The organism is Streptomyces sp. NPDC054757, from assembly GCF_053612185.1.
Genome location: NZ_JBSHBW010000002.1, coordinates 162109 through 181948, shown reverse-complemented (window position 1 = coordinate 181948; position 19840 = coordinate 162109). Strand labels below are relative to the sequence as shown.

Here is a 19840-nt window from a genome sequence, read left to right as displayed (position 1 = left end):
TTCGCTGCGTCTTTCCAGTTGGCCGAAGCATCCCGGGAACCCCGCGGAGCCGCCGGACATTCCGGAGAATCACAGCGCCGCAATCGGATGTGCACACCCCTGGCGACCGTATGTACTCATGGGCTTACCATGAGTGACAGTCGTGGGGTGGGGGTCCTGGCGACAGGGAACCTTGGATCGCGATAGCGTCACGGCGTCAGGAAGCGACCATGTCACACACGGTTGCGGGAGCAGTATTTCCCCGACCATGAACGAGCTTGTGCCACCTTGGAGGTGAGGGTGTCCCAGATCGCAGGCGAGCCCGGGACCCAGGACTTCGTCGAAGTCCGGCTGCCCGCTGAGGGTGCCTACCTGTCCGTGCTGCGTACGGCCACGGCCGGCCTCGCAGCACGCTTGGACTTCACCCTCGACGAGATCGAGGATCTGCGCATCGCGGTCGACGAGGCCTGCGCGATCCTGCTTCAGCAGGCCGTGCCCGGCTCCGTACTGAGCTGCGTGTTCCGTCTCATCGAGGACTCCCTCGAAGTGACGGTGTCCGCGCCCACGACGGACGGCCGCGCACCCGAGCGCGACACCTTCGCCTGGACGGTGCTCTCGGCACTGGCGGGCAAGGTCGAGTCGACGGTGGCCGACGACCGTACGGTCAGCATCAGTCTGTACAAACAGCGCGGCGCCGGACCTGGACCGGCGTGAACGGGGACGGACCGGTGCGGGACGACGGGCGCGGCGCGCGGACGCTGGGCGCGGGGGACATCCCGGAGCAACAGGCCCGGCCGCATCCGGTGGAAGGCCTTTTGGAGTCGGCGGATCAGGCGGGCCTCATGAGCGAGCATCACGACCACCACGACCAGCACAACCCGCGGGACCGCAGCGGGGCGCGGGCGCTCTTCGTCGAGCTGCGCGAGCTCCCCGACGGTTCGCCCCAGAAGGCCGAACTGCGCAACAGGCTGGTGCGGATGCATCTGCCGCTGGTCGAGCATCTGGCCCGCCGTTTCCGCAACCGCGGGGAGCCGCTGGACGATCTGACCCAGGTCGCCACGATCGGTCTGATCAAGTCGGTGGACCGGTTCGACCCGGACCGCGGCGTGGAGTTCTCCACGTACGCGACTCCGACCGTGGTCGGCGAGATCAAGCGGCACTTCCGCGACAAGGGCTGGGCGGTCCGGGTGCCGCGCCGCCTCCAGGAGCTGCGCCTCTCGCTGACCACGGCCACCGCGGAGCTCTCCCAGCAGCACGGCAGGGCGCCCACGGTCCATGAGCTGGCCGAGCGTCTCGGTATCTCGGAGGAAGAGGTCCTGGAGGGCCTGGAATCCGCCAACGCGTACTCGACCCTCTCGCTGGACGTCCCCGACACGGACGACGAGTCACCCGCGGTGGCGGACACCCTGGGCTCCGAGGACGAGGCGCTCGAAGGAGTCGAGTACCGCGAGTCGCTCAAGCCGCTGCTGGAGGACCTGCCCCCGCGAGAGAAACGGATCCTGATGCTCCGGTTCTTTGGCAACATGACCCAGTCGCAGATCGCCCAGGAAGTGGGTATCTCGCAGATGCATGTCTCACGGCTGCTCGCCAGGACCCTGGCGCAGCTGCGGGAGCGCCTGCTGGTCGAGGAGTAGACGGCGGCCGGGGGGCCTGGGGGCAGGCAGGCAGGCAGGCAGGCAATACTGCGGCCGTCGGGGGTTACAGGACAGCCCTCAGGCCCCCCGCGCGCTCCTGATCCCCAGCGCCCTGGCCGTCGTCGGATTGACCAGCAGGACGAGCGCCGCCAGGGCCACCACCGCGAGCACCGCCCCGGCCGGGATCAGCACGCCCTGCGCGGAGAGCAGCGTCCAGGCCACCGGCAGCGCGATGATCTGGGTGACGATCGCGGGGCCCCGGCTCCAGCTGCGGCGGAGCAGCAGCCCGCGGGCCGCGAGCAGCGGGATCAGGGCGAGCACGATCAGCGTCAGACCGGCCAGTACGGACTGCTCGGGGCTGTCGCCGTCGGCGAAGACGCCCTTGCCGATCACATACAGCCCCCCGGCGGCCATCGCCGCCCCTTCCAGCGCGGCCAGCGCCGCTGCGGCGGTGAGACGGGCGGGGCGGGGTCCGCTGGGCTGCTCTGCGGTCTGGTCGGTACTCACCCCTGCAGGGTAGCGGGCGCCCGGGGGGCCGGACCGAGGCCGGGGCTGGGCCCGGTTCCACGCGGTAGGTAATCTTCTGGTCATGCGCGCACTCCTCGTGGTCAATCCGGCAGCAACCACCACCAGTGCCCGCACACGTGACGTACTGCTCCACGCGCTGGCCAGCGAGATGAAGCTGGAGGCCGTCACGACCGAGTACCGGGGGCACGCCCGCGACCTCGGCAGGCGGGCCGCGGAGAGTGACGACATCGATCTCGTTGTCGCCCTGGGCGGGGACGGCACGGTCAACGAGGTGGTCAACGGGCTGCTCCACCACGGTCCCGACCCGGACCGGCGCCCCGGCCTCGCGGTCGTCCCCGGCGGCTCCACCAATGTCTTCGCCCGCGCGCTCGGCCTGCCCAACGACGCGGTGGAGGCGACCGGCGCGCTCCTGGACGCGCTGCGGGAGCGCCGCGAGCGAACGGTCGGCCTGGGCCTGGCGGCCGGCACCCCGGGCACGGCGGACGCGGGGGTCCCCTCGCGCTGGTTCACCTTCTGTGCCGGGCTCGGATTCGACGCGGGAGTCGTCGGCCGGGTCGAACAGCAGCGGGAACGCGGAAAGCGGTCCACGCATGCGCTCTATGTGCGTCAGGTGGTCCGGCAGTTCCTCGACGAGCCGAGCCGCAGGCACGGCGCGATCACCCTGGAGCGCCCGGGGGAGGACCCGGTCACGGACCTGGTGATGTCCATAATCTGCAACGCCTCTCCCTATACCTACCTGGGCAATCGCCCGATGTACGCCACCCCCGAAGCGTCCTTCGACACCGCGCTCGACGTGCTGGGCCTGTCGAGAATGTCACCCGCTCATGTGGCGCGTTTCGCTACTCAATTGCTCACTTCGACACCTGAACGGGGCCCCCACGGAAAGCACGCGGTTTCGCTGCACGATCTGACGGACTTCTCCTTGCATTCCAAGGTCCGACTCCCCTTCCAGATGGACGGCGACCACCTGGGACTGCGTACGAGCGTGACGTTCACAGGCGTACGCCGTGCACTGCGTGTGATTGTGTGAGTGGAAGTGGCGAAAGTCCTTTAACTCGAACGTTTGGGCTGGGATCCACCCCATGGAAGTACGGCTGTGACCTAGCCGACACCGAGGAATCAAAAAAAACTTTCCAGAAGGGGTTGTATCCGCAGCCGAGGTTTGCGAATCTCTACATGGCGCTCGGGACGGCCCGCAACACCGGCCTCCCTGAAAGCCAGAACCCCTCCTCAACACACGGACCGCAACCAGGTCATCTGGCAGTCGGCCCTTCACCTGCGGGGGGATTCGTGAAAGCGTTCACATTCACAAGCACCTGCACGTAACACCCTAAGAGAGGTAGCAGCCATGGACTGGCGTCACAACGCCGTTTGTCGTGAGGAAGACCCGGAGCTGTTCTTCCCCATCGGCAACACCGGTCCTGCGCTGCTGCAGATCGAGGAAGCCAAGGCCGTCTGCCGCCGCTGCCCCGTCATGGAGCAGTGCCTGCAGTGGGCGCTTGAGTCCGGCCAGGACTCCGGCGTCTGGGGTGGCCTCAGTGAGGACGAGCGCCGCGCGATGAAGCGCCGTGCCGCTCGCAACCGGGCGCGTAACGCGACCGCCTGACCACCCTGTTCACGAGCTTGAGCCAGGCGGCGCGCGTACAGCGAGTACGCACCACCGTCGCCCCCGAAACGCAGCGCGCAGTACCCCCGATGCGCACGCAGTAACAGAACGCCGGGAGAGTTCTTCTCCCCCGGCACACGGTGAGCCCCGGACCATTTCGGTCCGGGGCTCACCGCTGTTGCGGCGCCCATGGGGCCGTCTCCGGCTACGCGTCGCCCGGGACCGGTATGTCGAGCACCACCTGGGTGCCGCGCTCCGGAGCCGGGACCATGTCGAAGGAGCCGCCCAACTCCCCTTCCACCAGTGTCCGCACGATCTGCAGCCCGAGATTGCCCGCCGTCTTCGCGTCGAATCCTCCGGGCAGTCCCCGTCCGTCGTCCTGCACCGTGATGAGCAGCCTGGCGTCCTCCCGCATACCGCCCCGGACGGCGGAGACCTCGACGGTGCCCAGCTCGCCCGGTCCGAAGGCGTGCTCAAGGGCGTTCTGCAGGATCTCGGTCAGCACCATGGAGAGCGGAGTGGCGACCTCGGCGTCGAGTATGCCGAAGCGGCCGGTGCGCCGGCAGTCGACCTTGCCCGGTGAGATCTCTGCCACCATCGCGATGACACGGTCGGCGATCTCGTCGAACTCGACACGCTCGTCCAGGTTCTGCGAGAGCGTCTCATGGACGATCGCGATGGAACCGACGCGCCGCACCGCCTCGTTGAGCGCTTCCCTGCCGCGGTCCGAGTCCATCCGCCTGGCCTGGAGGCGCAGAAGTGCCGCCACCGTCTGGAGGTTGTTCTTCACCCGGTGGTGGATCTCCCGGATGGTGGCGTCCTTGGTGATCAACTCGCGTTCGCGGCGGCGCAGTTCCGTGACGTCCCGCAAGAGCACCAGGGAGCCGATCCGGGTGCCCTTCGGGGAGAGCGGGATCGCGCGGAGCTGGATGACGCCCTCGTCCCCCTCCACCTCCGTCTCCCGCGGCGCGTAGCCGCTGGCCAGTTTGACCATGGCCTCGTCCACCGGTCCGCGGGACGGTGCGAGGTCGGTGGTCAGCTGACCGAGGTGCTGGCCCACCAGGTCGGACGCGAGCCCGAGCCGGTGGTAGGCGGAGAGGGCGTTGGGGCTGGCGTACAGGACCACACCGTCCGCGTCGAGGCGGATCATGCCGTCACCGACCCGGGGGGACGCGTCCATGTCGACCTGCTGGCCGGGGAAGGGGAAGGATCCCGCGGCGATCATCTGGGCCAGATCGGATGCCGACTGGAGATAGGTGAGTTCGAGCCGCGACGGCGTACGGACGGTGAGCAGGTTGGTGTTGCGGGCGATCACCCCAAGCACCCGGCCCTCCCGGCGTACGGGAATGGACTCGACCCGTACCGGCACCTCCTCGCGCCACTCCGGGTCGCCCTCGCGCACGATCCGGCCCTCGTCGAGCGCCGCGTCGAGCAGTGGACGGCGGCCGCGTGGAACGAGATGGCCGACCATGTCGTCCTGGTAGGAGGTGGGACCGGTGTTCGGTCGCATCTGCGCCACGGAGACATAGCGGGTGCCGTCGCGCGTGGGCACCCAGAGCACCAGGTCGGCGAAGGACAGATCGGAGAGCAGCTGCCACTCCGAGACCAGCAGGTGCAGCCACTCAAGGTCGGTGTCGTCGAGGGCGGTGTGCTGGTGTACGAGATCGTTCATGGAGGGCACGTGGGTGAGCGTACCCGCCGGATTCTTTCTGTCGTACGCATGGACATCGGAGAATGGTCTAGTCCACAATTGGCGTGCGAAGACTTCCGCTCTCCCCGCACAGGAGAGTGGAGACGAGGTACGCGGCGCTCTCTGCCCTGACTGCGCCAAGTCCTCCCCACGGCCGCCGGGCACCGCACACCTGACGGCCGATGCAGCTGAGGGCTGCGGTGCCGTACGGCCGGGCCGAGGGTCCCGACCGGACCGGCGCCGCGGCCCGCAGTCGTTTCCGGGGGATGCCGGGGTACTCACCTCAACGCTCCCCCGCCGCCATGGCCGGGCCTGGCCCCCGTCGCGGCTTCCGTGAGCAGTCCGGGATCACCCCGTTCCCGGCATCCGGCGGCAGCCGCCGGGAGACCGGCGGCGGGCTGTCCGTATGCGGTCACCCCGCCGCCGACCGACCATGGGAGGGGGCGGAAAGGGAACCAGGGGGAACCGCCGACACGAGAGGCCCGCTCTGCTAGATTGGTCTATACCACATGTTTGCACTCTTCAGATCGGCAGGCCCAGCGTGGAAGTTGTCATCGTCCCGGACGCCAAGGCAGGCGGCGAGGTCATCGCGGAGGCCATGGCCGGCCTGCTGCGCCGCAAGCCCGACGCTCTGCTCGGTGTCGCGACCGGATCGACCCCGCTGCCCGTCTACCAGGCGCTGACCGCCAAAGTGGGCGCCGGGGCCGTGGACGCGGGGCGGGCCAGGATCTGCCAGCTCGACGAGTATGTGGGGCTGCCCGCAGGACACCCCGAGTCGTACCGCTCGGTGGTGCTGCGCGAGGTCGTCGAGCCGCTCGGGCTGACGGAGGCGTCCTTCATGGGGCCCGACGGTTCGGCCGATGACATTCCGGCCGCCTGCGAGGCGTACGACAGGGCGCTCGCCGAGGCCGGCGGGGTCGACCTCCAGCTGCTGGGCATCGGCACCGACGGGCACATAGGCTTCAACGAGCCCTGCTCCTCGCTCGCCTCCCGCACCCGGATCAAGACGCTCACCGAGCAGACCCGCGTCGACAACGCCCGTTTCTTCGACGGTGACATCGACCAGGTCCCGCACCACGTCATCACCCAGGGCATCGGGACGATCCTGGAGGCCCGCCACGTGGTGCTCCTGGCCACCGGCGAGGGCAAGGCCGAGGCCGTGGCGCAGACCGTCGAGGGTCCGGTGGCCGCCGTGGTGCCCGCGTCCGCGCTCCAGCTGCACCCGCACGCGACGGTCGTCGTCGACGAGGCGGCGGCGTCCAAGCTGAAGCTGGCCGACTACTTCCGCGCGACGTTCGCCTCGAAGCCGGAGTGGCAGGGCCTGTAGCGGGACGGCACACCCGTACGGAGAACAAGCGCACGGAGAACAAGCAATGAGCAGGGCCGGGAACCCGCGGGTTCCCGGCCCTGCTCATTGCTGTCGCACCGGCCGCTCTACCGCCCGGTGGCGCCCGTGATGAACTCGGCCGCCGCGCGGCCGCAGACCCGGGCCGCTCCATGGGTCGTCAGATACAGCGCCCCGCGCGGCTCGGCGCGCGGGACCCCCATCTCGACCACGACGGTGCCGGGACGGGCCGTGAGCAGCGCGTCCACGGCCTGGGTCATCCACGGGTGCCGGTGCGCGTCGCGGACGACCGCGACGATCGTGCGCTCCCCCGCCGCCGCGAGCACATCGGCAGCTGCGCTGTCCGCGCCGTATCTGCCGGTCCCGGTGCCGGGCAGCAGCGCGGTCAGCTCGGCGGCGATACCCCATGGGGTCTCGTCCCCGACCGCGATGTTCGCCCCGGGTGTGAAGACGGCGACATACGGGGCGGTGGTCAGTGGCGGGTGGTCCTGCGGGGTGGCCCGGAGCGCCCTGCGGGCAGCGACCAGCCCGATATCGGTACCGGGCGCGGTCCCCTCCTGCGATGCCGCGCCCGGCTCCGAAGCCCCCCTGGCCCGGTGAGTCCACGCCGCGAGCGCCCGTACCCGCGCGGCGGCGTCCGCCAGCCGCTCTTCGGGCAGTTCGCCCGCCCGTACCGCCGCCACCAGGGCATCGCGCAGCCGCAGTACGGTGCCCTCGTCCGAGAGGCCGCCGCCGACACAGATGGCGTCGGCACCCGCCGCGATGGCGAGGACGGTGCCGCGTTCGATGCCGTACGTCGATGCGATGGCGCGCATCTCGATACCGTCGGTGACGATCAGCCCCTCGTAACCGAGCTCCTGGCGCAGCAGCCCGGTGAGGATCTGCGGGCTCAGCGTCGCCGGCCGTTCGCGGTCGAGCGCCGGAAGCAGGATGTGCGCGCTCATGACCGACTTCGCCCCCGCCGCGATGGCGGCCCGGAAAGGCGCCAGCTCACGGGCGTTCAGCGTGTCCAGGTCCACATCGATCCGCGGCATCGCGTGGTGCGAGTCGACGGCGGTGTCGCCGTGGCCGGGGAAGTGCTTGGTGCAGGCCGCGACCCCGGCGGACTGGAGCCCCTCGACGTACGCGGCGGTGTGCCGGGCCACCAGTGCGGTGTCGGAGCCGAAGGACCGTACACCGATGACCGGGTTGTCCGGATTGGAGTTGACGTCGGCGGACGGGGACCAGTTGTGGTTGACCCCGCACTCGGCCAGACGCCGGCCCAGCTCACGGGCGACGGCCCTGGTGAGGTCCGGGTCGTCGACAGCGCCGAGCGCGAGGTTGCCGGGGAAGGAGGATCCGGTGCGTACTTCGAGGCGGGTGACATCGCCGCCCTCCTCGTCGATCGCGACGAGGATGTCGTCCCGCTCGGACCGCAGCCGGGCGGTGAGGGCGGCGATCTGCGGGGCGCTGGTGACGTTGCGGCCGAACAGCGCGACGGACGCCAGCCCTTCGCCGACCTTGCGCAGCACCCAGTCGGGGGCCGTGGTGCCGGCGAATCCGGGCTGGAGTACGGCGAGCGCGTCGCGGGTGAGCTGGTCCGTGCCCGTGGTGATGGTGGTCATGGAGCGCCGTTATCCCTTCACTGCACCGGAGGTGAGACCGCTGACGGCCTTGCGCTGCAAGTAGACGAAGAGGATCAGGATCGGAACGGCGAAGAGCGAGGAGGCCGCCATGGTCGCGCCCCAGTCGTCGCCGAACGCCGTCTGGAACTGCGAGAGCCACAGCGGAAGTGTCTGCGACCCGATGTCCTTGTTGAGGACGAGCACCAGCGGGAACTCGTTCCACGCGGTGATGAAGCCGAAGAGCGAGGTGGCCATCAGTCCGGGGCCGAGCAGCGGGAGGATCACCTTCATGAAGGCCTGGGCCCGGGTGCAGCCGTCGACCATGGCGGACTCCTCCAGCTCCTTGGGCACCGCGGCAACATAGCCCCGCAGGGTGAGGATCGTGAAGGGCAGCACCATGATCATGTAGAAGGCGGTGAGCGGGACCAGGCTGTCCAGCATGTCCGCGTCGCGTACCAGCATGTAGATCGCGATGACCATGACCTCCCAGGGCGCCATCTGCGCCACCATGAAGGTCAGCAGCACCCCGCGCTTGCCCTTGAAGCGCATCCGCGCCATCGCGAACGAGGCGAGCAGTGCGATCACCAGCGACGAGAACACCGAGATGACGGTGACCAGTACGGAGTTGCGGACCAGCGTCCAGAAGTGGTCCGCGCCGACGGCCCTGCTGAAGTGCGAGAAGGTGAAGTCCGTCGGGAACCACACGGGGGTGTCGGTGATGATGTCGCCGGTCGGCTTGAAGGCCGTGCTGAACATCCAGTAGACGGGGAAGGCGAAGCCTATGAAGAGGATGATCGCCGTTGCGTTGGGCCAGAACCGGCCGAACAGTGAGCGCCTCACAGCTCGTCCTCCTCTTGCTTCAGTACGGTGCGAAGGTAGTACGCGGTCAGCGCGAGCAGCACGATGATCGTCAGGAACGAGATCGCCGCGCCCATGCCGAAGTGCTGGTTGCCGACGCCCTCGACGAAGGCGTACACGGGCAGGGTCTCGGTGAGCCGGTCGGGGCCGCCGCCGTTGATCGCGAAGAGCTGGGCGAAGGACTTGAAGACCCAGATGACTTCGAGGAACGTGGTGGCCAGCAGGAACGGCTTGAGGAAGGGGAACGTCACCGAGGTGAAGCTCTTCCAGGTCCCGGCGCCGTCGAGCGACGCGGCCTCGTACAGCTCCTTCGGGATGGTCGTCGAGGCGGCGTAGAGGTTGATCGCCACGAAGGGGATCGACATCCAGACGATCAGCAGGGTCACCAGCGAGAAGGTGGAGAACTGGCTGCCGGTCCAGTTGAAGTCGGCCATCGAGTGCCAGCCGAGGGTGTCGAGCACGTAGTTGACGACACCGAAGCGCTGGGCGAACAGCCACTGGAAGACGGTGGTCGCCGCGATGATCGGCATGGCCCAGGCGAGCACCAGGCCGAGCATCAGCAGCAGACGCATCTTCTTGCCGAGGCGGGCGAGCAGCAGACCGATGAGCGTGCCGAAGACCATGATCAGCACGACGTTCGCCGCGGTGAAGAAGATCGACCGCTCGACGACCTTCCAGAAGTCCGAGCCGCCCAGGACCTCCTGGTAGTTGGAGAAGCCGTTCCACTCGGTGAGGTGGAGGATCAGCTGGCGCGGGTTGAGGTTCTGGAACGACAGCATGCCGTTCTTGACCAGCGGGTACCCGAGCAGCACCGCGGTGGCGAGCAGTGCGGGCAGCAGGAGCAGATAGGGGCCCGTGCTCCCGGCTCGTCTCCTGGGCGCCGCCGCCGGGCCGCCGGGGGGCGCGTCTTCCTTTCGGAGGCCGGCCTTGGGGACCGAGTCCGCTTGTTCGGTCTGCACTGACATGCTCGCCATCTCTTCTTGAGCCGTACGGTCGAGATCCATGCGGGGACGCCGGGGGGCGGTGGCCCGCCCCCCGGCGCCTGCGGTCAGCTCTTCTGCGCCAGGCGCTTGTTGATCTCACCCTCGACGGAAGCGGCGGCGGCGGCCGGCGACTTCCCGGAGAGGACGGAGGTCATGTAGCTCTTGACCGGGTTGGGGTCGTTCTCCACGGCGGCCCACTCGGGGATGAGCGGCGTGGTGCCACCCGACGTCGCGGCTGCGGGAGCGGCGGCCTCGCCCGCGGCGTTGCCCTTGAGGTTGGAGTCGAGCGACGCCTTGTTCGGGACGATGCCGCTCTCCTTGGCGAGCTGGCCCTCGAACTTGTCGCCGAGCGCCATCTTCAGGAACTCCTTGGCCAGGTCCTGCTTCTTGCTGGCCGCGGCGACCGCGAAGTTCGATCCGCCGAGGAAGACGCCCTCGGGCTTGGCGGCCGTCTCACCGGGGATGGTGAAGTAGCCGATGTCCTTCTCGATCTTCTTGTTGGCGGTGATGGCCGTGCCGGCCTCCCAGCCCATGCCGATGAAGGCGCCGACGTTGCCCTTGGCGAAGACCTCGGCCTGCTGCGGGGTGGCCTCGTCCTTGTCCTTGGGGGCCTTGGAGTACGACTGGTACTTCTTGTAGAGCTCCATGGCCGCGGTGACCTTGGGGTCGGCGAGGTTGGAGACGTACTTGCCGCCTTCCTTCTTGACGAGGTCCGCACCCTGGCCGATGGTGAGGCCGTCGAAGAAGTACCAGTTCTGGCCGGGCAGGTAGATCGGCTCGGCCTTGCCCTTCTTCTTGATCGCGTCGAGGTCCTTGAAGAACTCGGCACGGGTCTTCGGGGTGCCGGTGATGCCGGCGTCCGCCCAGACCTTCTTGTTGTAGATGACGACGCGGTTGGCGAAGTACCACGGAGCGGCGTACGACTTGCCCTGGTACTCCGACGACTTGCTGAGCGAGGGCGTCCAGTCGGCGCCGATCTCGCTCTTCAGGTCGCCGAGGTCGGCCAGGCCGCCGGTCGCCGCGTAGGCGGGGGTCTGCGTGTTGCCGACCTCGATGACGTCCGGCGGGGTCGACTCGGAGAGAGCGGTGGTGATCTTCTGCTGGATCCCGTCCCACTTCTGCGTCTCGAACTTGACGGTGGCGCCGGTCTTCTTCTTGAAGGCCGCCTTGAGGTCCTTCGTCCAGCCGGGAGGCGTGGAGCCGTCCATGGCCCAGACGGTGAGCGTCTGCCCCTTGTAGCCGTCGGCCCCCGCCTTCTTGCTGTCCTTACTGTCGTCCGAGCCACAGGCCGCGACGCTTGCCAGCATTGCCGCCACACCGATCGCCGCGATGAGTCCGCGCTTCACGACACCCTCCTCAGGGATGCAAAAAACTTCCCCCCACCACCCGAGAACGCCGTTCTGCCGCAACGAGTGCGACCGGTACTGCCCGTGGGGCTGGGACCTGGTCTTTAATGGTTTAGACCAGTACTCGGGAGCTTGGCCTAGACCTATTGGGGTGTCAAGGGTGTATAAGAAAGGCTGTCGTGTCCGTTATCGGACCGACACCTGAGGGAGGGCGAAGTCCCGTAACCGGACCGTGCCACCATGTGAGCCGCGACAGACGGAGGAGCCGGTGACGGCAGCAGCGCAGCACTCGGGAAGGCAGGCCATGAGCACCAGCGGGGGGACGGCCGACACGGAGAGCGCGGCACCCGGACGCACCGCGCGCGTGCCCAAGTACTACCGGCTCAAGCGGCACTTGCTCGACATGACGGAGACGCTGCCGCCGGGCACCCCGGTGCCGCCGGAGCGGACCCTGGCCGCCGAGTTCGACACCTCGCGCACCACCGTGCGGCAGGCGCTCCAGGAGCTGGTCGTGGAGGGCAGGCTGGAGCGCATCCAGGGCAAGGGCACCTTCGTCGCCAAGCCCAAGGTCTCGCAGGCCCTGCAGCTCACCTCGTACACCGAGGACATGCGGGCGCAGGGCCTTGAGCCCACGTCCCAGCTGCTCGACATCGGCTATGTCACCGCGGACGACACCCTCGCCGGGCTGCTCGACATCACGGCGGGCGGGCGGGTGCTGCGCATCGAGCGGCTGCGGCTGGCGAGCGGTGAGCCGATGGCCATCGAGACGACACATCTGTCGGCCAAGCGCTTCCCGGCGCTGCGCCGTTCGCTCGTGAAGTACACCTCGCTCTACACCGCGCTCTCCGAGGTCTACGACGTCCGGCTGGCCGAGGCCGAGGAGACGATCGAGACCTCGCTGGCCACCCCCCGGGAGGCCGGGCTGCTCGGTACGGATGTGGGGCTGCCGATGCTGATGCTCTCGCGCCACTCGATCGACGAGCGGAGCGAGCCGGTGGAGTGGGTGCGCTCGGTCTACCGCGGCGACCGCTACAAGTTCGTGGCCAACCTCAAGCGGCCGGTCGACTGAGGCCGGTCGGCCGAGTCAGGTCCCGGGCGGCGGACCCCCGGAAAGGTCCGCACCAACACCCCTCGGAAACGGCGCTCTCCACCGAAATCCCCCCGGATGAGCGGTGTTGCCGTTCCGGTATGCGGATAGGGGTTCCGTCGGATGAGCATCCTCGCCTAGATTTCCTGCGCGTTGTACCAGGTGCTCAGTGAGGGGACGGACCGCACCATGCCCGAGAAAAGACCGGTGGTCACGCCGGTGCGCGTGATCATCGCGGTATGCCTGATCGCACCCTTTGTCGCCATGCTCTGGGTGAGTTCATACGCGAAGGTGGACCCGGCCTTCATCGGTATCCCGTTCTTCTACTGGTACCAGATGCTCTGGGTGCTCATCTCGACCGCGCTCACCATGACCGCGTACAAGCTGTGGCAGCGTGACCAGCGCGCCCGCAAGGGGGGTGCGTCCGCATGAAGGACGGTGTGAACGGCGTCGCGCTCGGCGTCTTCATCTTCTTCTTCGTCGCCGTCACGGTCGTCGGCTTCCTGGCCGCCCGCTGGCGCCGCGCCGAGAACGCGGCCACCCTCGACGAATGGGGCCTGGGCGGAAGGTCGTTCGGCACCTGGGTCACCTGGTTCCTGCTCGGCGGCGACCTCTACACGGCGTACACCTTCGTCGCGGTCCCCGCGGCCGTCTACGCGGCGGGCGCGGCCGGGTTCTTCGCCGTGCCGTACACGATCCTGGTCTATCCCCTGATCTTCACCTTCCTGCCGCGGCTCTGGTCGGTCTCGCACAAGCACGGGTACGTGACCACGTCGGACTTCGTCCGGGGCCGGTTCGGCTCGAAGGGGCTCTCACTGGCCGTCGCGGTCACCGGCATCCTCGCCACCATGCCGTACATCGCTCTCCAGCTGGTCGGCATCCAGGCGGTGCTCGACGTGATGGGCGTCGGCGGCGAGGGCAGCAACTGGTTCGTGAAGGACCTCCCGCTGCTGATCGCCTTCGCGGTGCTCGCCGCGTACACCTACTCGTCGGGGCTGCGGGCGCCCGCGCTGATCGCCTTCGTCAAGGACGGTCTGATCTACATCGTCATCCTGGTGGCGATCATCTACATCCCGATCAAACTCGGCGGCTTCGACGACATCTTCGCCAAGGCCGGTCACGCCTTCTCGCAGACCAGCCCGGCGACGGGCAAGCCGCGCGGGGCGCTCGCACCGGGCGCGGCGGGCCAGTGGGGCTATGCGACGCTGGCGCTCGGCTCCGCGCTCGCGCTCTTCATGTACCCGCACTCGATCACGGCGACGCTCTCCTCGCGCAGCCGTAACGTGATCCGCCGCAACACCGCGATCCTGCCGCTGTACTCGCTGATGCTGGGGCTGCTCGCCCTCCTCGGCTTCATGGCGATCGCCGCCGGTATCAAGGTGAAGAACGGCCAGCTGGCCATCCCGCAGCTCTTCGAGAACATGTTCCCCGACTGGTTCGCGGGGGTGGCCTTCGCCGCCATCGGTATCGGTGCGCTGGTCCCCGCCGCCATCATGTCCATCGCCGCGGCGAACCTCTTCACCCGCAACATCTACAAGGACTTCATCAAGCCGGGGGCCACCCCCGCCCAGGAGGCCAAGGTCTCCAAGCTGGTCTCGCTCGTGGTGAAGGTCGGCGCGCTCCTCTTCGTGCTCGCCATGGACCCGACGGTGGCCATCAACTTCCAGCTGCTCGGCGGTATCTGGATCCTCCAGACCATGCCGGCGCTGGTCGGCGGGCTCTTCACCCGGTGGTTCCACCGCTGGGCGCTGCTCGCGGGCTGGGCGGTCGGCATGGTGTACGGGACGCTCGCCGCGTACGGCGTGGCGAGCCCGACGCAGGCGCACTTCGGCGGCTCCTCCAAGGAGATCCCGGGCATCGGACAGATCGGCTACATCGGTCTGACGGCGTTCGTACTGAACGTGGTCGTGACCCTGGTGCTCACTGTCGTGCTCAACGCGGTGAAGGCACCCGCCGGGATCGACGAGACCTCCCCGGAGGACTACACGGCGGACGCCGGGGACGAGGGCGTCCAGGTGGAGCTGCCTCCGGCCACGGCGGGAGCACCGGCCGGCCACTGAGCCGGCCGCTCCGCCAGGGGCCGGGTCCGCCGGGGCTGCGTCCGCCGGGGCCTCGCTCCGCCACGGGCCACGCTCCGCCAGGGGCCGTCGCGCCTCCCTTCCGGGGGAGAAGCGCGGCGGCCCTTCTCCGTGCCCCCAGGAGCCCCCGCAGGGCGCCCCTGAACCGCTTCTGAGGCGTCCCGGTGGCCTGCACGCGGCCCCGGCGAAGCGGCCGTACGAGCCACCCTCCCAGGCTCCACGACACAACATATGGGGGGTGCTTTCCGGCGGGCACCCCACATGTATGCTCATGCTCGCTGTCGCCGCAGGGGAATCCGGTGCGAATCCGGAACTGTCCCGCAACGGTGTGATCAGTGCGCTTTCGCGCACCGTGGAGTCCGAGGACCTGCCGACGGCGCATCCGGCTCGACCGAACCGGATGGGAAACGTCCGGGCCTCGCGGTAGGGCCTGCGGACGCCATGCGGTGTGCTGCTCTGCTGTGCCCGTACGCGCCCGTGCCCCCCGCCGGCCCCCAGCCGAGCGAGGGAGAGCGCACCGTGACCATCGCGCCCACCGCACCTGTCTCCGAGCAGGTGGCGGACGCCCCGGGAACCGTACTGCTGCGGACCCTGACCGACCTCACCGCCGATCTCACCGACACCGACCCCGGCAGGGTCGCCGCTGCCGCCCTGCGCGGGCGCAACGCGGCGTCGGACGAGGCGGAGCTGCGGGAGCTGGCCACCGAGGCGGCCGCGGGTCTCATCTCCGAGGACCCCGCGTACTCCCGGCTCGCCGCGCGGCTGCTCACCCGCACCATCGCCGACGAGGCGGCGGGCCAGGGCGCGGTGTCGTTCTCCTCGTCGGTCGCCGTCGGCCACCGCGAGGGGCTGATCGCCGACCGTACGGCCGCCTTCGTCCGGCTGCACGCGGAGCGGCTCGACGCGACCGTCGACCCCGGGGCCGACGACCGCTTCGGGTACTTCGGGCTGCGCACCCTCTACAGCCGCTATCTGCTGCGCCACCCCCTCACCCGCCAGGTCATCGAGACACCCCAGCACTTCATGCTCCGGGTCGCCTGCGGTCTCGCCGCCGACGAATCCGCCGACGCGCTGGCCGAAGTGGCCGCGCTGTACGGGCTGATGAGCCGCCTCGACTATCTGCCCTCCTCCCCCACGCTCTTCAACTCCGGTACCCGGCACCCGCAGATGTCCTCCTGCTACCTGCTGGACTCGCCACTCGACCAGCTGGACTCGATCTACGGGCGCTACCACGAGGTGGCGCGGCTCTCGAAGCACGCGGGCGGCATCGGCCTCTCGTACTCCCGCATCCGCGCCCGCGGTTCGCTGATCCGCGGCACCAACGGACACTCCAACGGCATCGTCCCCTTCCTCAAGACCCTCGACGCCTCGGTCGCCGCGGTGAACCAGGGCGGCCGGCGCAAGGGCGCCGCCGCCGTCTACCTGGAGACCTGGCACTCGGACATCGAGGAGTTCCTGGAGCTGCGCGACAACACCGGTGAGGACGCCCGGCGTACGCACAATCTCAACCTGGCCCACTGGGTGCCCGACGAGTTCATGCGCCGGGTTGGCTCGGACGGCACCTGGTCGCTGTTCTCGCCCGCCGACGTGCCGGAGCTGACCGATCTGTGGGGCGAGGAGTTCGACGCCGCGTACCGCAGGGCCGAGGCGGCGGGGCTGGCGAGGAAGACCATCCCGGCGCGGGAGCTGTACGGGCGGATGATGCGCACCCTCGCCCAGACCGGCCAGGGCTGGATGACCTTCAAGGACGCGTCGAACCGTACGGCCAACCAGACCGCCGAACCGGGTGCGGTCGTCCACTCGTCGAACCTGTGCACCGAGATCCTGGAGGTGACGGACGACGGCGAGACCGCGGTCTGCAACCTGGGCTCGGTCAACGTCGGCGCGTTCGTCTCCGGCGGCTCCCTGGACTGGGAGCGCCTGGACGCGACCGTCCGCACCGCGGTCACCTTCCTCGACCGGGTCGTGGACATCAACTTCTACCCGACCGAGCAGGCGGGCCGCTCCAACGCCAAGTGGCGTCCGGTGGGCCTGGGCCTGATGGGGCTCCAGGACGTCTTCTTCCAGCTGCGGCTGCCCTTCGACTCACCCGAGGCGCAGGCGCTCTCCACCCGGATCTCCGAGCGGATCATGCTCGCCGCCTACGAGGCGTCCTGCGACCTCGCCGACAGGAGCGGCCCGCTGCCCGCCTGGGAGAAGACCCGCGCGGCCCGCGGTGTGCTGCACCCCGACCACTACGCGACCGAGCTGAACTGGCCGGAGCGGTGGGAGGCGCTGCGCGCCCGGATCGCGAGGACCGGGATGCGCAACTCGCTGCTGCTCGCGATCGCGCCGACCGCGACCATCGCCTCGATCGCCGGGGTGTACGAGTGCATCGAGCCGCAGGTCTCCAACCTCTTCAAGCGCGAGACGCTCTCGGGTGAGTTCCTCCAGGTCAACGCGTATCTGGTGAACGAGCTGAAGGAGCTGGGCGTCTGGGACGCGCAGTCCCGTGAGGCGCTGCGCGAGGCCAGCGGTTCGGTGCAGGGCTTCAGCTGGATCCCCGAGGAGGTCAGGGCGCTCTACCGCACCGCGTGGGAGATCCCGCAGCGCGGTCTGATCGACATGGCCGCGGCCCGCACCCCGTTCATCGACCAGAGCCAGTCCCTGAACCTGTTCCTGGAGACGCCGACCATCGGGAAGCTCTCCTCGATGTACGCGTACGCGTGGAAGCAGGGCATCAAGACCACGTACTACCTGCGCTCGCGCCCGGCGACGCGTATCGCGCGGGCGGCGCGCTCCGCCGCCGTCCCCGCCCAGCAGGCCCCGGCCGCCGCCGAAGCGGACGCCATCGCCTGCTCCCTTGAGAACCCCGAGTCCTGCGAGGCCTGCCAGTAATGAGCACCGAACCCCACAAGCCCGAGAAGAACCTGCTCGACCCGGGCTTCGAGCTGACCCTGCGTCCGATGCGCTACCCGGACTTCTACGAGCGCTACCGCGACGCGATCAAGAACACCTGGACCGTCGAGGAGGTCGACCTCCACTCGGACGTGGCGGACCTGGCCAAGCTCTCGCCGGGTGAGCAGCACATGATCGGCCGGCTGGTCGCGTTCTTCGCGACGGGCGACTCGATCGTCTCCAACAACCTGGTGCTGACCCTCTACAAGCACATCAACTCGCCCGAGGCGCGGCTGTATCTCTCGCGCCAGCTCTTCGAGGAGGCCGTGCACGTCCAGTTCTATCTGACGCTGCTCGACACCTATCTGCCGGACCCGGAGGACCGCGCGGCGGCCTTCGACGCGGTCGAGGAGATCCCCTCCATCCGCGAGAAGGCGCAGTTCTGCTTCCGCTGGATGGACTCGGTCGAGAAGATCGAACGGCTGGAGAACCAGGCGGACCGCCGCCGCTTCCTGCTGAATCTGATCTGCTTCGCCGCCTGTATCGAGGGGCTGTTCTTCTACGGGGCCTTCGCGTACGTGTACTGGTTCCGCTCGCGCGGGCTGCTGCACGGCCTGGCGACCGGCACCAACTGGGTGTTCCGTGACGAGACCATGCATATGAACTTCGCGTTCGAGGTGGTCGACACGGTCCGCAAGGAGGAGCCCGAGCTCTTCGACGACGCGCTGCGCGAGCAGGTCACCGACATGATGCGCGAAGCGGTCGAGGCGGAGCTGCAGTTCGGCCGGGACCTGTGCGGCGACGGGCTGCCCGGGATGAACACCGAGTCGATGCGCGAGTACCTCCAGTGCGTCGCCGACCAGCGGCTGACCCGGCTGGGCTTCGCTCCGGTGTACGGCTCCGAGAACCCCTTCTCGTTCATGGAGCTGCAGGGCGTGCAGGAGCTGACGAACTTCTTCGAGCGGCGCCCCTCGGCGTACCAGGTCGCGGTGGAGGGCTCGGTCTCCTTCGACGACGACTTCTGAGCCGGTACGGTCCTGTGCCCGGGGCGCCTTCGCGGCCGGGGCACAGGACCGTACGGGTACTAGCGGAGTTTCACCTCGTCACCGGCGGAGGTGATCGCCATGGTCGTGTGCGTCCCGGAGAAGGCCCAGCGCCAGGTGCCCGAGGCGGTCGCCGTGACCGTGGTGCTCAGGGTGCCCGTGGAGCTGGTCTTCACCGTCCTGACCGTGGAGTACCCGGACGCACCGGTCTTCTTGAACTGAAGCTTCACGTTCTGCTTGGTGTAGCCGTGGTACTTCAGGTCGTTCCAGTTGGCCCGCGAGAGCTTGCCCCTGACCGTGAGCCTGGCCCCCTTGGCGACCGGCTCGGGAGTGGCGTCGGTGGTGAGCGTCGACGCCCGCTTGAAGTCGAAGTGGGCGAGGCTGTCGTGGATCCAGTAGTCGCCGTCCTTCGCCTGGACGGTGGCGTTGACCTGCCAGGTGCCGGCGAGGTCGTTGGGGTCGATGTCCACGGACGACTTGAACGAGGCCGGGTGCACCTCGAAGGTCTCGGTGCAGACCGATGTCGTACTGCTCGACCTGCGGCAGGTGTTCCCGGTCCAGTCGTCGCTGTCGTAGCCGTTCTTCGAGTTGAAGACGCTGACGTGGCTGACGCCCTTCACCCCGTGGTTGTCCTTCACCGTGAAGGTGACCGGGAACCTCTTGACGTCGTGCACCCCCACGATGACGTTGCCCCCGTTGTTCACCACGGTCTTCGTGACCCGGATGTCCCCCTTGCCCTCGGCGTGAGCCGCCGGAGCCCCCAGCACCACCAGAGCCGTGGCACCGGATGCCGCGGCCAACAGCGCGGTTCTGCGCATGTTCCCCTCCTTGATGATCTTCTGACAGGAGTGAGAGTAAGCGCTGGGCGGGAGCGGCTCTCACCGGGCGGTGCGTGCCATGGCCGGATGGCGCGTTCTGTCCCGTCGGGACATCGGCGTACGGGCCGGCGGAAGCGGTGCGGGGCCGGTCTCCCGGTCCGGGTCGCCGTCCCGGCGGGGCAGGGCGAGTTCGCGGTCGATACGGCGCTCGCGGGCCTGGCCGACGAGTGAGGGCAGGGCCAGGAGGACGGCGACGCCGAGCACGGTCAGGTAGTCCAGGAAGGTGTTCATGCCGTCAACTGTGGCGCCGGGCGGCCAGGAAAATCAGTGGCAGGACTGACATGGAACATCGAATTGCTGCCAC

18 protein-coding genes and 1 riboswitch are annotated in these 19840 nt (G+C 68.9%); of the genes, 10 read left to right on the top strand and 8 right to left on the bottom strand.

Annotated features, from left to right (window positions below; all coding sequences use genetic code 11):
* Positions 1-279: 279 nt before the first annotated feature.
* Together ACWGKJ_RS03570 and ACWGKJ_RS03565 are read left to right on the top strand one after the other, a co-directional pair.
* Entirely contained in the window at positions 280-693 is a 414-nt protein-coding gene (locus ACWGKJ_RS03570; protein WP_328319579.1) for an ATP-binding protein, read from the top strand.
* Positions 694-707: 14 nt separating this feature from the next.
* The gene (locus ACWGKJ_RS03565; RefSeq protein WP_385030275.1) at positions 708-1613 is read left to right on the top strand and encodes an RNA polymerase sigma factor SigF; all 906 of its coding nucleotides are present in this window, start codon (positions 708-710) and stop codon (positions 1611-1613) included.
* Between the two features lie 78 nt (positions 1614-1691).
* Here the strand turns inward: ACWGKJ_RS03565 and ACWGKJ_RS03560 are convergent, their stop codons facing one another.
* Positions 1692-2120 (bottom strand): hypothetical protein, encoded by a 429-nt coding sequence (locus tag ACWGKJ_RS03560; RefSeq protein ID WP_385030201.1) that lies wholly within the window; start codon positions 2118-2120, stop codon positions 1692-1694.
* Between the two features lie 82 nt (positions 2121-2202).
* Here ACWGKJ_RS03560 and ACWGKJ_RS03555 point away from each other — a divergent pair, with 82 nt between their 5' ends.
* Positions 2203-3171: a diacylglycerol/lipid kinase family protein gene (locus ACWGKJ_RS03555; RefSeq protein WP_385030198.1), complete on the top strand. Its 969-nt coding sequence runs from the start codon at positions 2203-2205 to the stop codon at positions 3169-3171.
* A gap of 318 nt (positions 3172-3489) precedes the next feature.
* Entirely contained in the window at positions 3490-3747 is a 258-nt protein-coding gene (locus tag ACWGKJ_RS03550; RefSeq protein ID WP_004937597.1) for a WhiB family transcriptional regulator, read from the top strand.
* A gap of 205 nt (positions 3748-3952) precedes the next feature.
* On the opposite strand, the gene ACWGKJ_RS03545 is transcribed toward ACWGKJ_RS03550, so the two are convergent.
* Positions 3953-5419, bottom strand: coding sequence for a sensor histidine kinase (locus ACWGKJ_RS03545; protein WP_385030272.1), 1467 nt, complete (start codon positions 5417-5419; stop codon positions 3953-3955).
* Positions 5420-5978: 559 nt separating this feature from the next.
* Here ACWGKJ_RS03545 and nagB point away from each other — a divergent pair.
* Positions 5979-6764: a glucosamine-6-phosphate deaminase gene (nagB, locus tag ACWGKJ_RS03540; RefSeq protein WP_385030195.1), complete on the top strand. Its 786-nt coding sequence runs from the start codon at positions 5979-5981 to the stop codon at positions 6762-6764.
* Between the two features lie 107 nt (positions 6765-6871).
* Here nagB and ACWGKJ_RS03535 read toward each other — a convergent pair whose 3' ends face one another.
* The 4 genes from ACWGKJ_RS03535 to ACWGKJ_RS03520 all read right to left on the bottom strand — a co-directional run bounded on the left by ACWGKJ_RS03535 (position 6872) and on the right by ACWGKJ_RS03520 (position 11573).
* Positions 6872-8386 carry a glycoside hydrolase family 3 protein gene (locus ACWGKJ_RS03535; RefSeq protein WP_453315663.1) on the bottom strand — a complete coding sequence of 505 codons (1515 nt, stop codon included), beginning with the start codon at positions 8384-8386 and terminating at the stop codon, positions 6872-6874.
* A gap of 9 nt (positions 8387-8395) precedes the next feature.
* Positions 8396-9226, bottom strand: a complete 831-nt coding sequence (locus ACWGKJ_RS03530) for a carbohydrate ABC transporter permease (RefSeq protein ID WP_385029014.1) — start codon at positions 9224-9226, stop codon at positions 8396-8398.
* A complete protein-coding gene (locus ACWGKJ_RS03525) occupies positions 9223-10209 on the bottom strand; it encodes a carbohydrate ABC transporter permease (protein ID WP_385029024.1) in 987 nt (328 codons plus the stop codon). Before ACWGKJ_RS03525 ends, ACWGKJ_RS03530 begins: the two co-directional genes overlap by 4 nt.
* A gap of 83 nt (positions 10210-10292) precedes the next feature.
* The gene (locus ACWGKJ_RS03520) at positions 10293-11573 is read right to left on the bottom strand and encodes an extracellular solute-binding protein (RefSeq protein ID WP_385029011.1); all 1281 of its coding nucleotides are present in this window, start codon (positions 11571-11573) and stop codon (positions 10293-10295) included.
* Positions 11574-11877: 304 nt separating this feature from the next.
* On the opposite strand from ACWGKJ_RS03520, the gene ACWGKJ_RS03515 reads away from it, so the two are divergent.
* The 5 genes from ACWGKJ_RS03515 to ACWGKJ_RS03495 all read left to right on the top strand — a co-directional run bounded on the left by ACWGKJ_RS03515 (position 11878) and on the right by ACWGKJ_RS03495 (position 18640).
* Positions 11878-12642 (top strand): GntR family transcriptional regulator, encoded by a 765-nt coding sequence (locus ACWGKJ_RS03515; protein WP_385029008.1) that lies wholly within the window; start codon positions 11878-11880, stop codon positions 12640-12642.
* A gap of 207 nt (positions 12643-12849) precedes the next feature.
* Positions 12850-13092 (top strand): DUF3311 domain-containing protein, encoded by a 243-nt coding sequence (locus ACWGKJ_RS03510; protein WP_164265203.1) that lies wholly within the window; start codon positions 12850-12852, stop codon positions 13090-13092.
* On the top strand, positions 13089-14720 hold the full coding sequence (mctP, locus tag ACWGKJ_RS03505; protein WP_385029005.1) for a monocarboxylate uptake permease MctP: 1632 nt from the start codon (positions 13089-13091) through the stop codon (positions 14718-14720). The genes ACWGKJ_RS03510 and mctP overlap by 4 nt, the downstream gene beginning before the upstream one ends.
* A 283-nt stretch (positions 14721-15003) precedes the next feature.
* Positions 15004-15127, top strand: a riboswitch (cobalamin riboswitch).
* 130 nt (positions 15128-15257) lie between these two features.
* Positions 15258-17615, top strand: a complete 2358-nt coding sequence (locus ACWGKJ_RS03500; protein ID WP_385029002.1) for a ribonucleoside-diphosphate reductase subunit alpha — start codon at positions 15258-15260, stop codon at positions 17613-17615.
* Positions 17615-18640, top strand: a complete 1026-nt coding sequence (locus tag ACWGKJ_RS03495; protein WP_385028999.1) for a ribonucleotide-diphosphate reductase subunit beta — start codon at positions 17615-17617, stop codon at positions 18638-18640. Before ACWGKJ_RS03500 ends, ACWGKJ_RS03495 begins: the two co-directional genes overlap by 1 nt.
* Before the next feature lie 59 nt (positions 18641-18699).
* Here the strand turns inward: ACWGKJ_RS03495 and ACWGKJ_RS03490 are convergent, their stop codons facing one another.
* Together ACWGKJ_RS03490 and ACWGKJ_RS03485 are read right to left on the bottom strand one after the other, a co-directional pair.
* Positions 18700-19476 (bottom strand): hypothetical protein, encoded by a 777-nt coding sequence (locus ACWGKJ_RS03490; protein ID WP_385028996.1) that lies wholly within the window; start codon positions 19474-19476, stop codon positions 18700-18702.
* 60 nt (positions 19477-19536) lie between these two features.
* Positions 19537-19767 (bottom strand): hypothetical protein, encoded by a 231-nt coding sequence (locus ACWGKJ_RS03485; RefSeq protein WP_385028993.1) that lies wholly within the window; start codon positions 19765-19767, stop codon positions 19537-19539.
* Positions 19768-19840 lie beyond the last annotated feature (73 nt).

Coding starts and splice junctions, on each gene's coding strand:
- ACWGKJ_RS03555 (WP_385030198.1), top strand. CDS start 2,203: ATGCGCGCACTCCTCGTGGTCAATCCGGCAGCAACCACCACCAGTGCC.
- ACWGKJ_RS03550 (WP_004937597.1), top strand. CDS start 3,490: ATGGACTGGCGTCACAACGCCGTTTGTCGTGAGGAAGACCCGGAGCTG.
- ACWGKJ_RS03545 (WP_385030272.1), bottom strand. CDS start 5,419: ATGAACGATCTCGTACACCAGCACACCGCCCTCGACGACACCGACCTT.
- ACWGKJ_RS03535 (WP_453315663.1), bottom strand. CDS start 8,386: ATGACCACCATCACCACGGGCACGGACCAGCTCACCCGCGACGCGCTC.
- ACWGKJ_RS03525 (WP_385029024.1), bottom strand. CDS start 10,209: ATGTCAGTGCAGACCGAACAAGCGGACTCGGTCCCCAAGGCCGGCCTC.
- ACWGKJ_RS03515 (WP_385029008.1), top strand. CDS start 11,878: ATGAGCACCAGCGGGGGGACGGCCGACACGGAGAGCGCGGCACCCGGA.
- ACWGKJ_RS03510 (WP_164265203.1), top strand. CDS start 12,850: ATGCCCGAGAAAAGACCGGTGGTCACGCCGGTGCGCGTGATCATCGCG.
- mctP (WP_385029005.1), top strand. CDS start 13,089: ATGAAGGACGGTGTGAACGGCGTCGCGCTCGGCGTCTTCATCTTCTTC.
- ACWGKJ_RS03495 (WP_385028999.1), top strand. CDS start 17,615: ATGAGCACCGAACCCCACAAGCCCGAGAAGAACCTGCTCGACCCGGGC.
- ACWGKJ_RS03490 (WP_385028996.1), bottom strand. CDS start 19,476: ATGCGCAGAACCGCGCTGTTGGCCGCGGCATCCGGTGCCACGGCTCTG.
- ACWGKJ_RS03485 (WP_385028993.1), bottom strand. CDS start 19,767: ATGAACACCTTCCTGGACTACCTGACCGTGCTCGGCGTCGCCGTCCTC.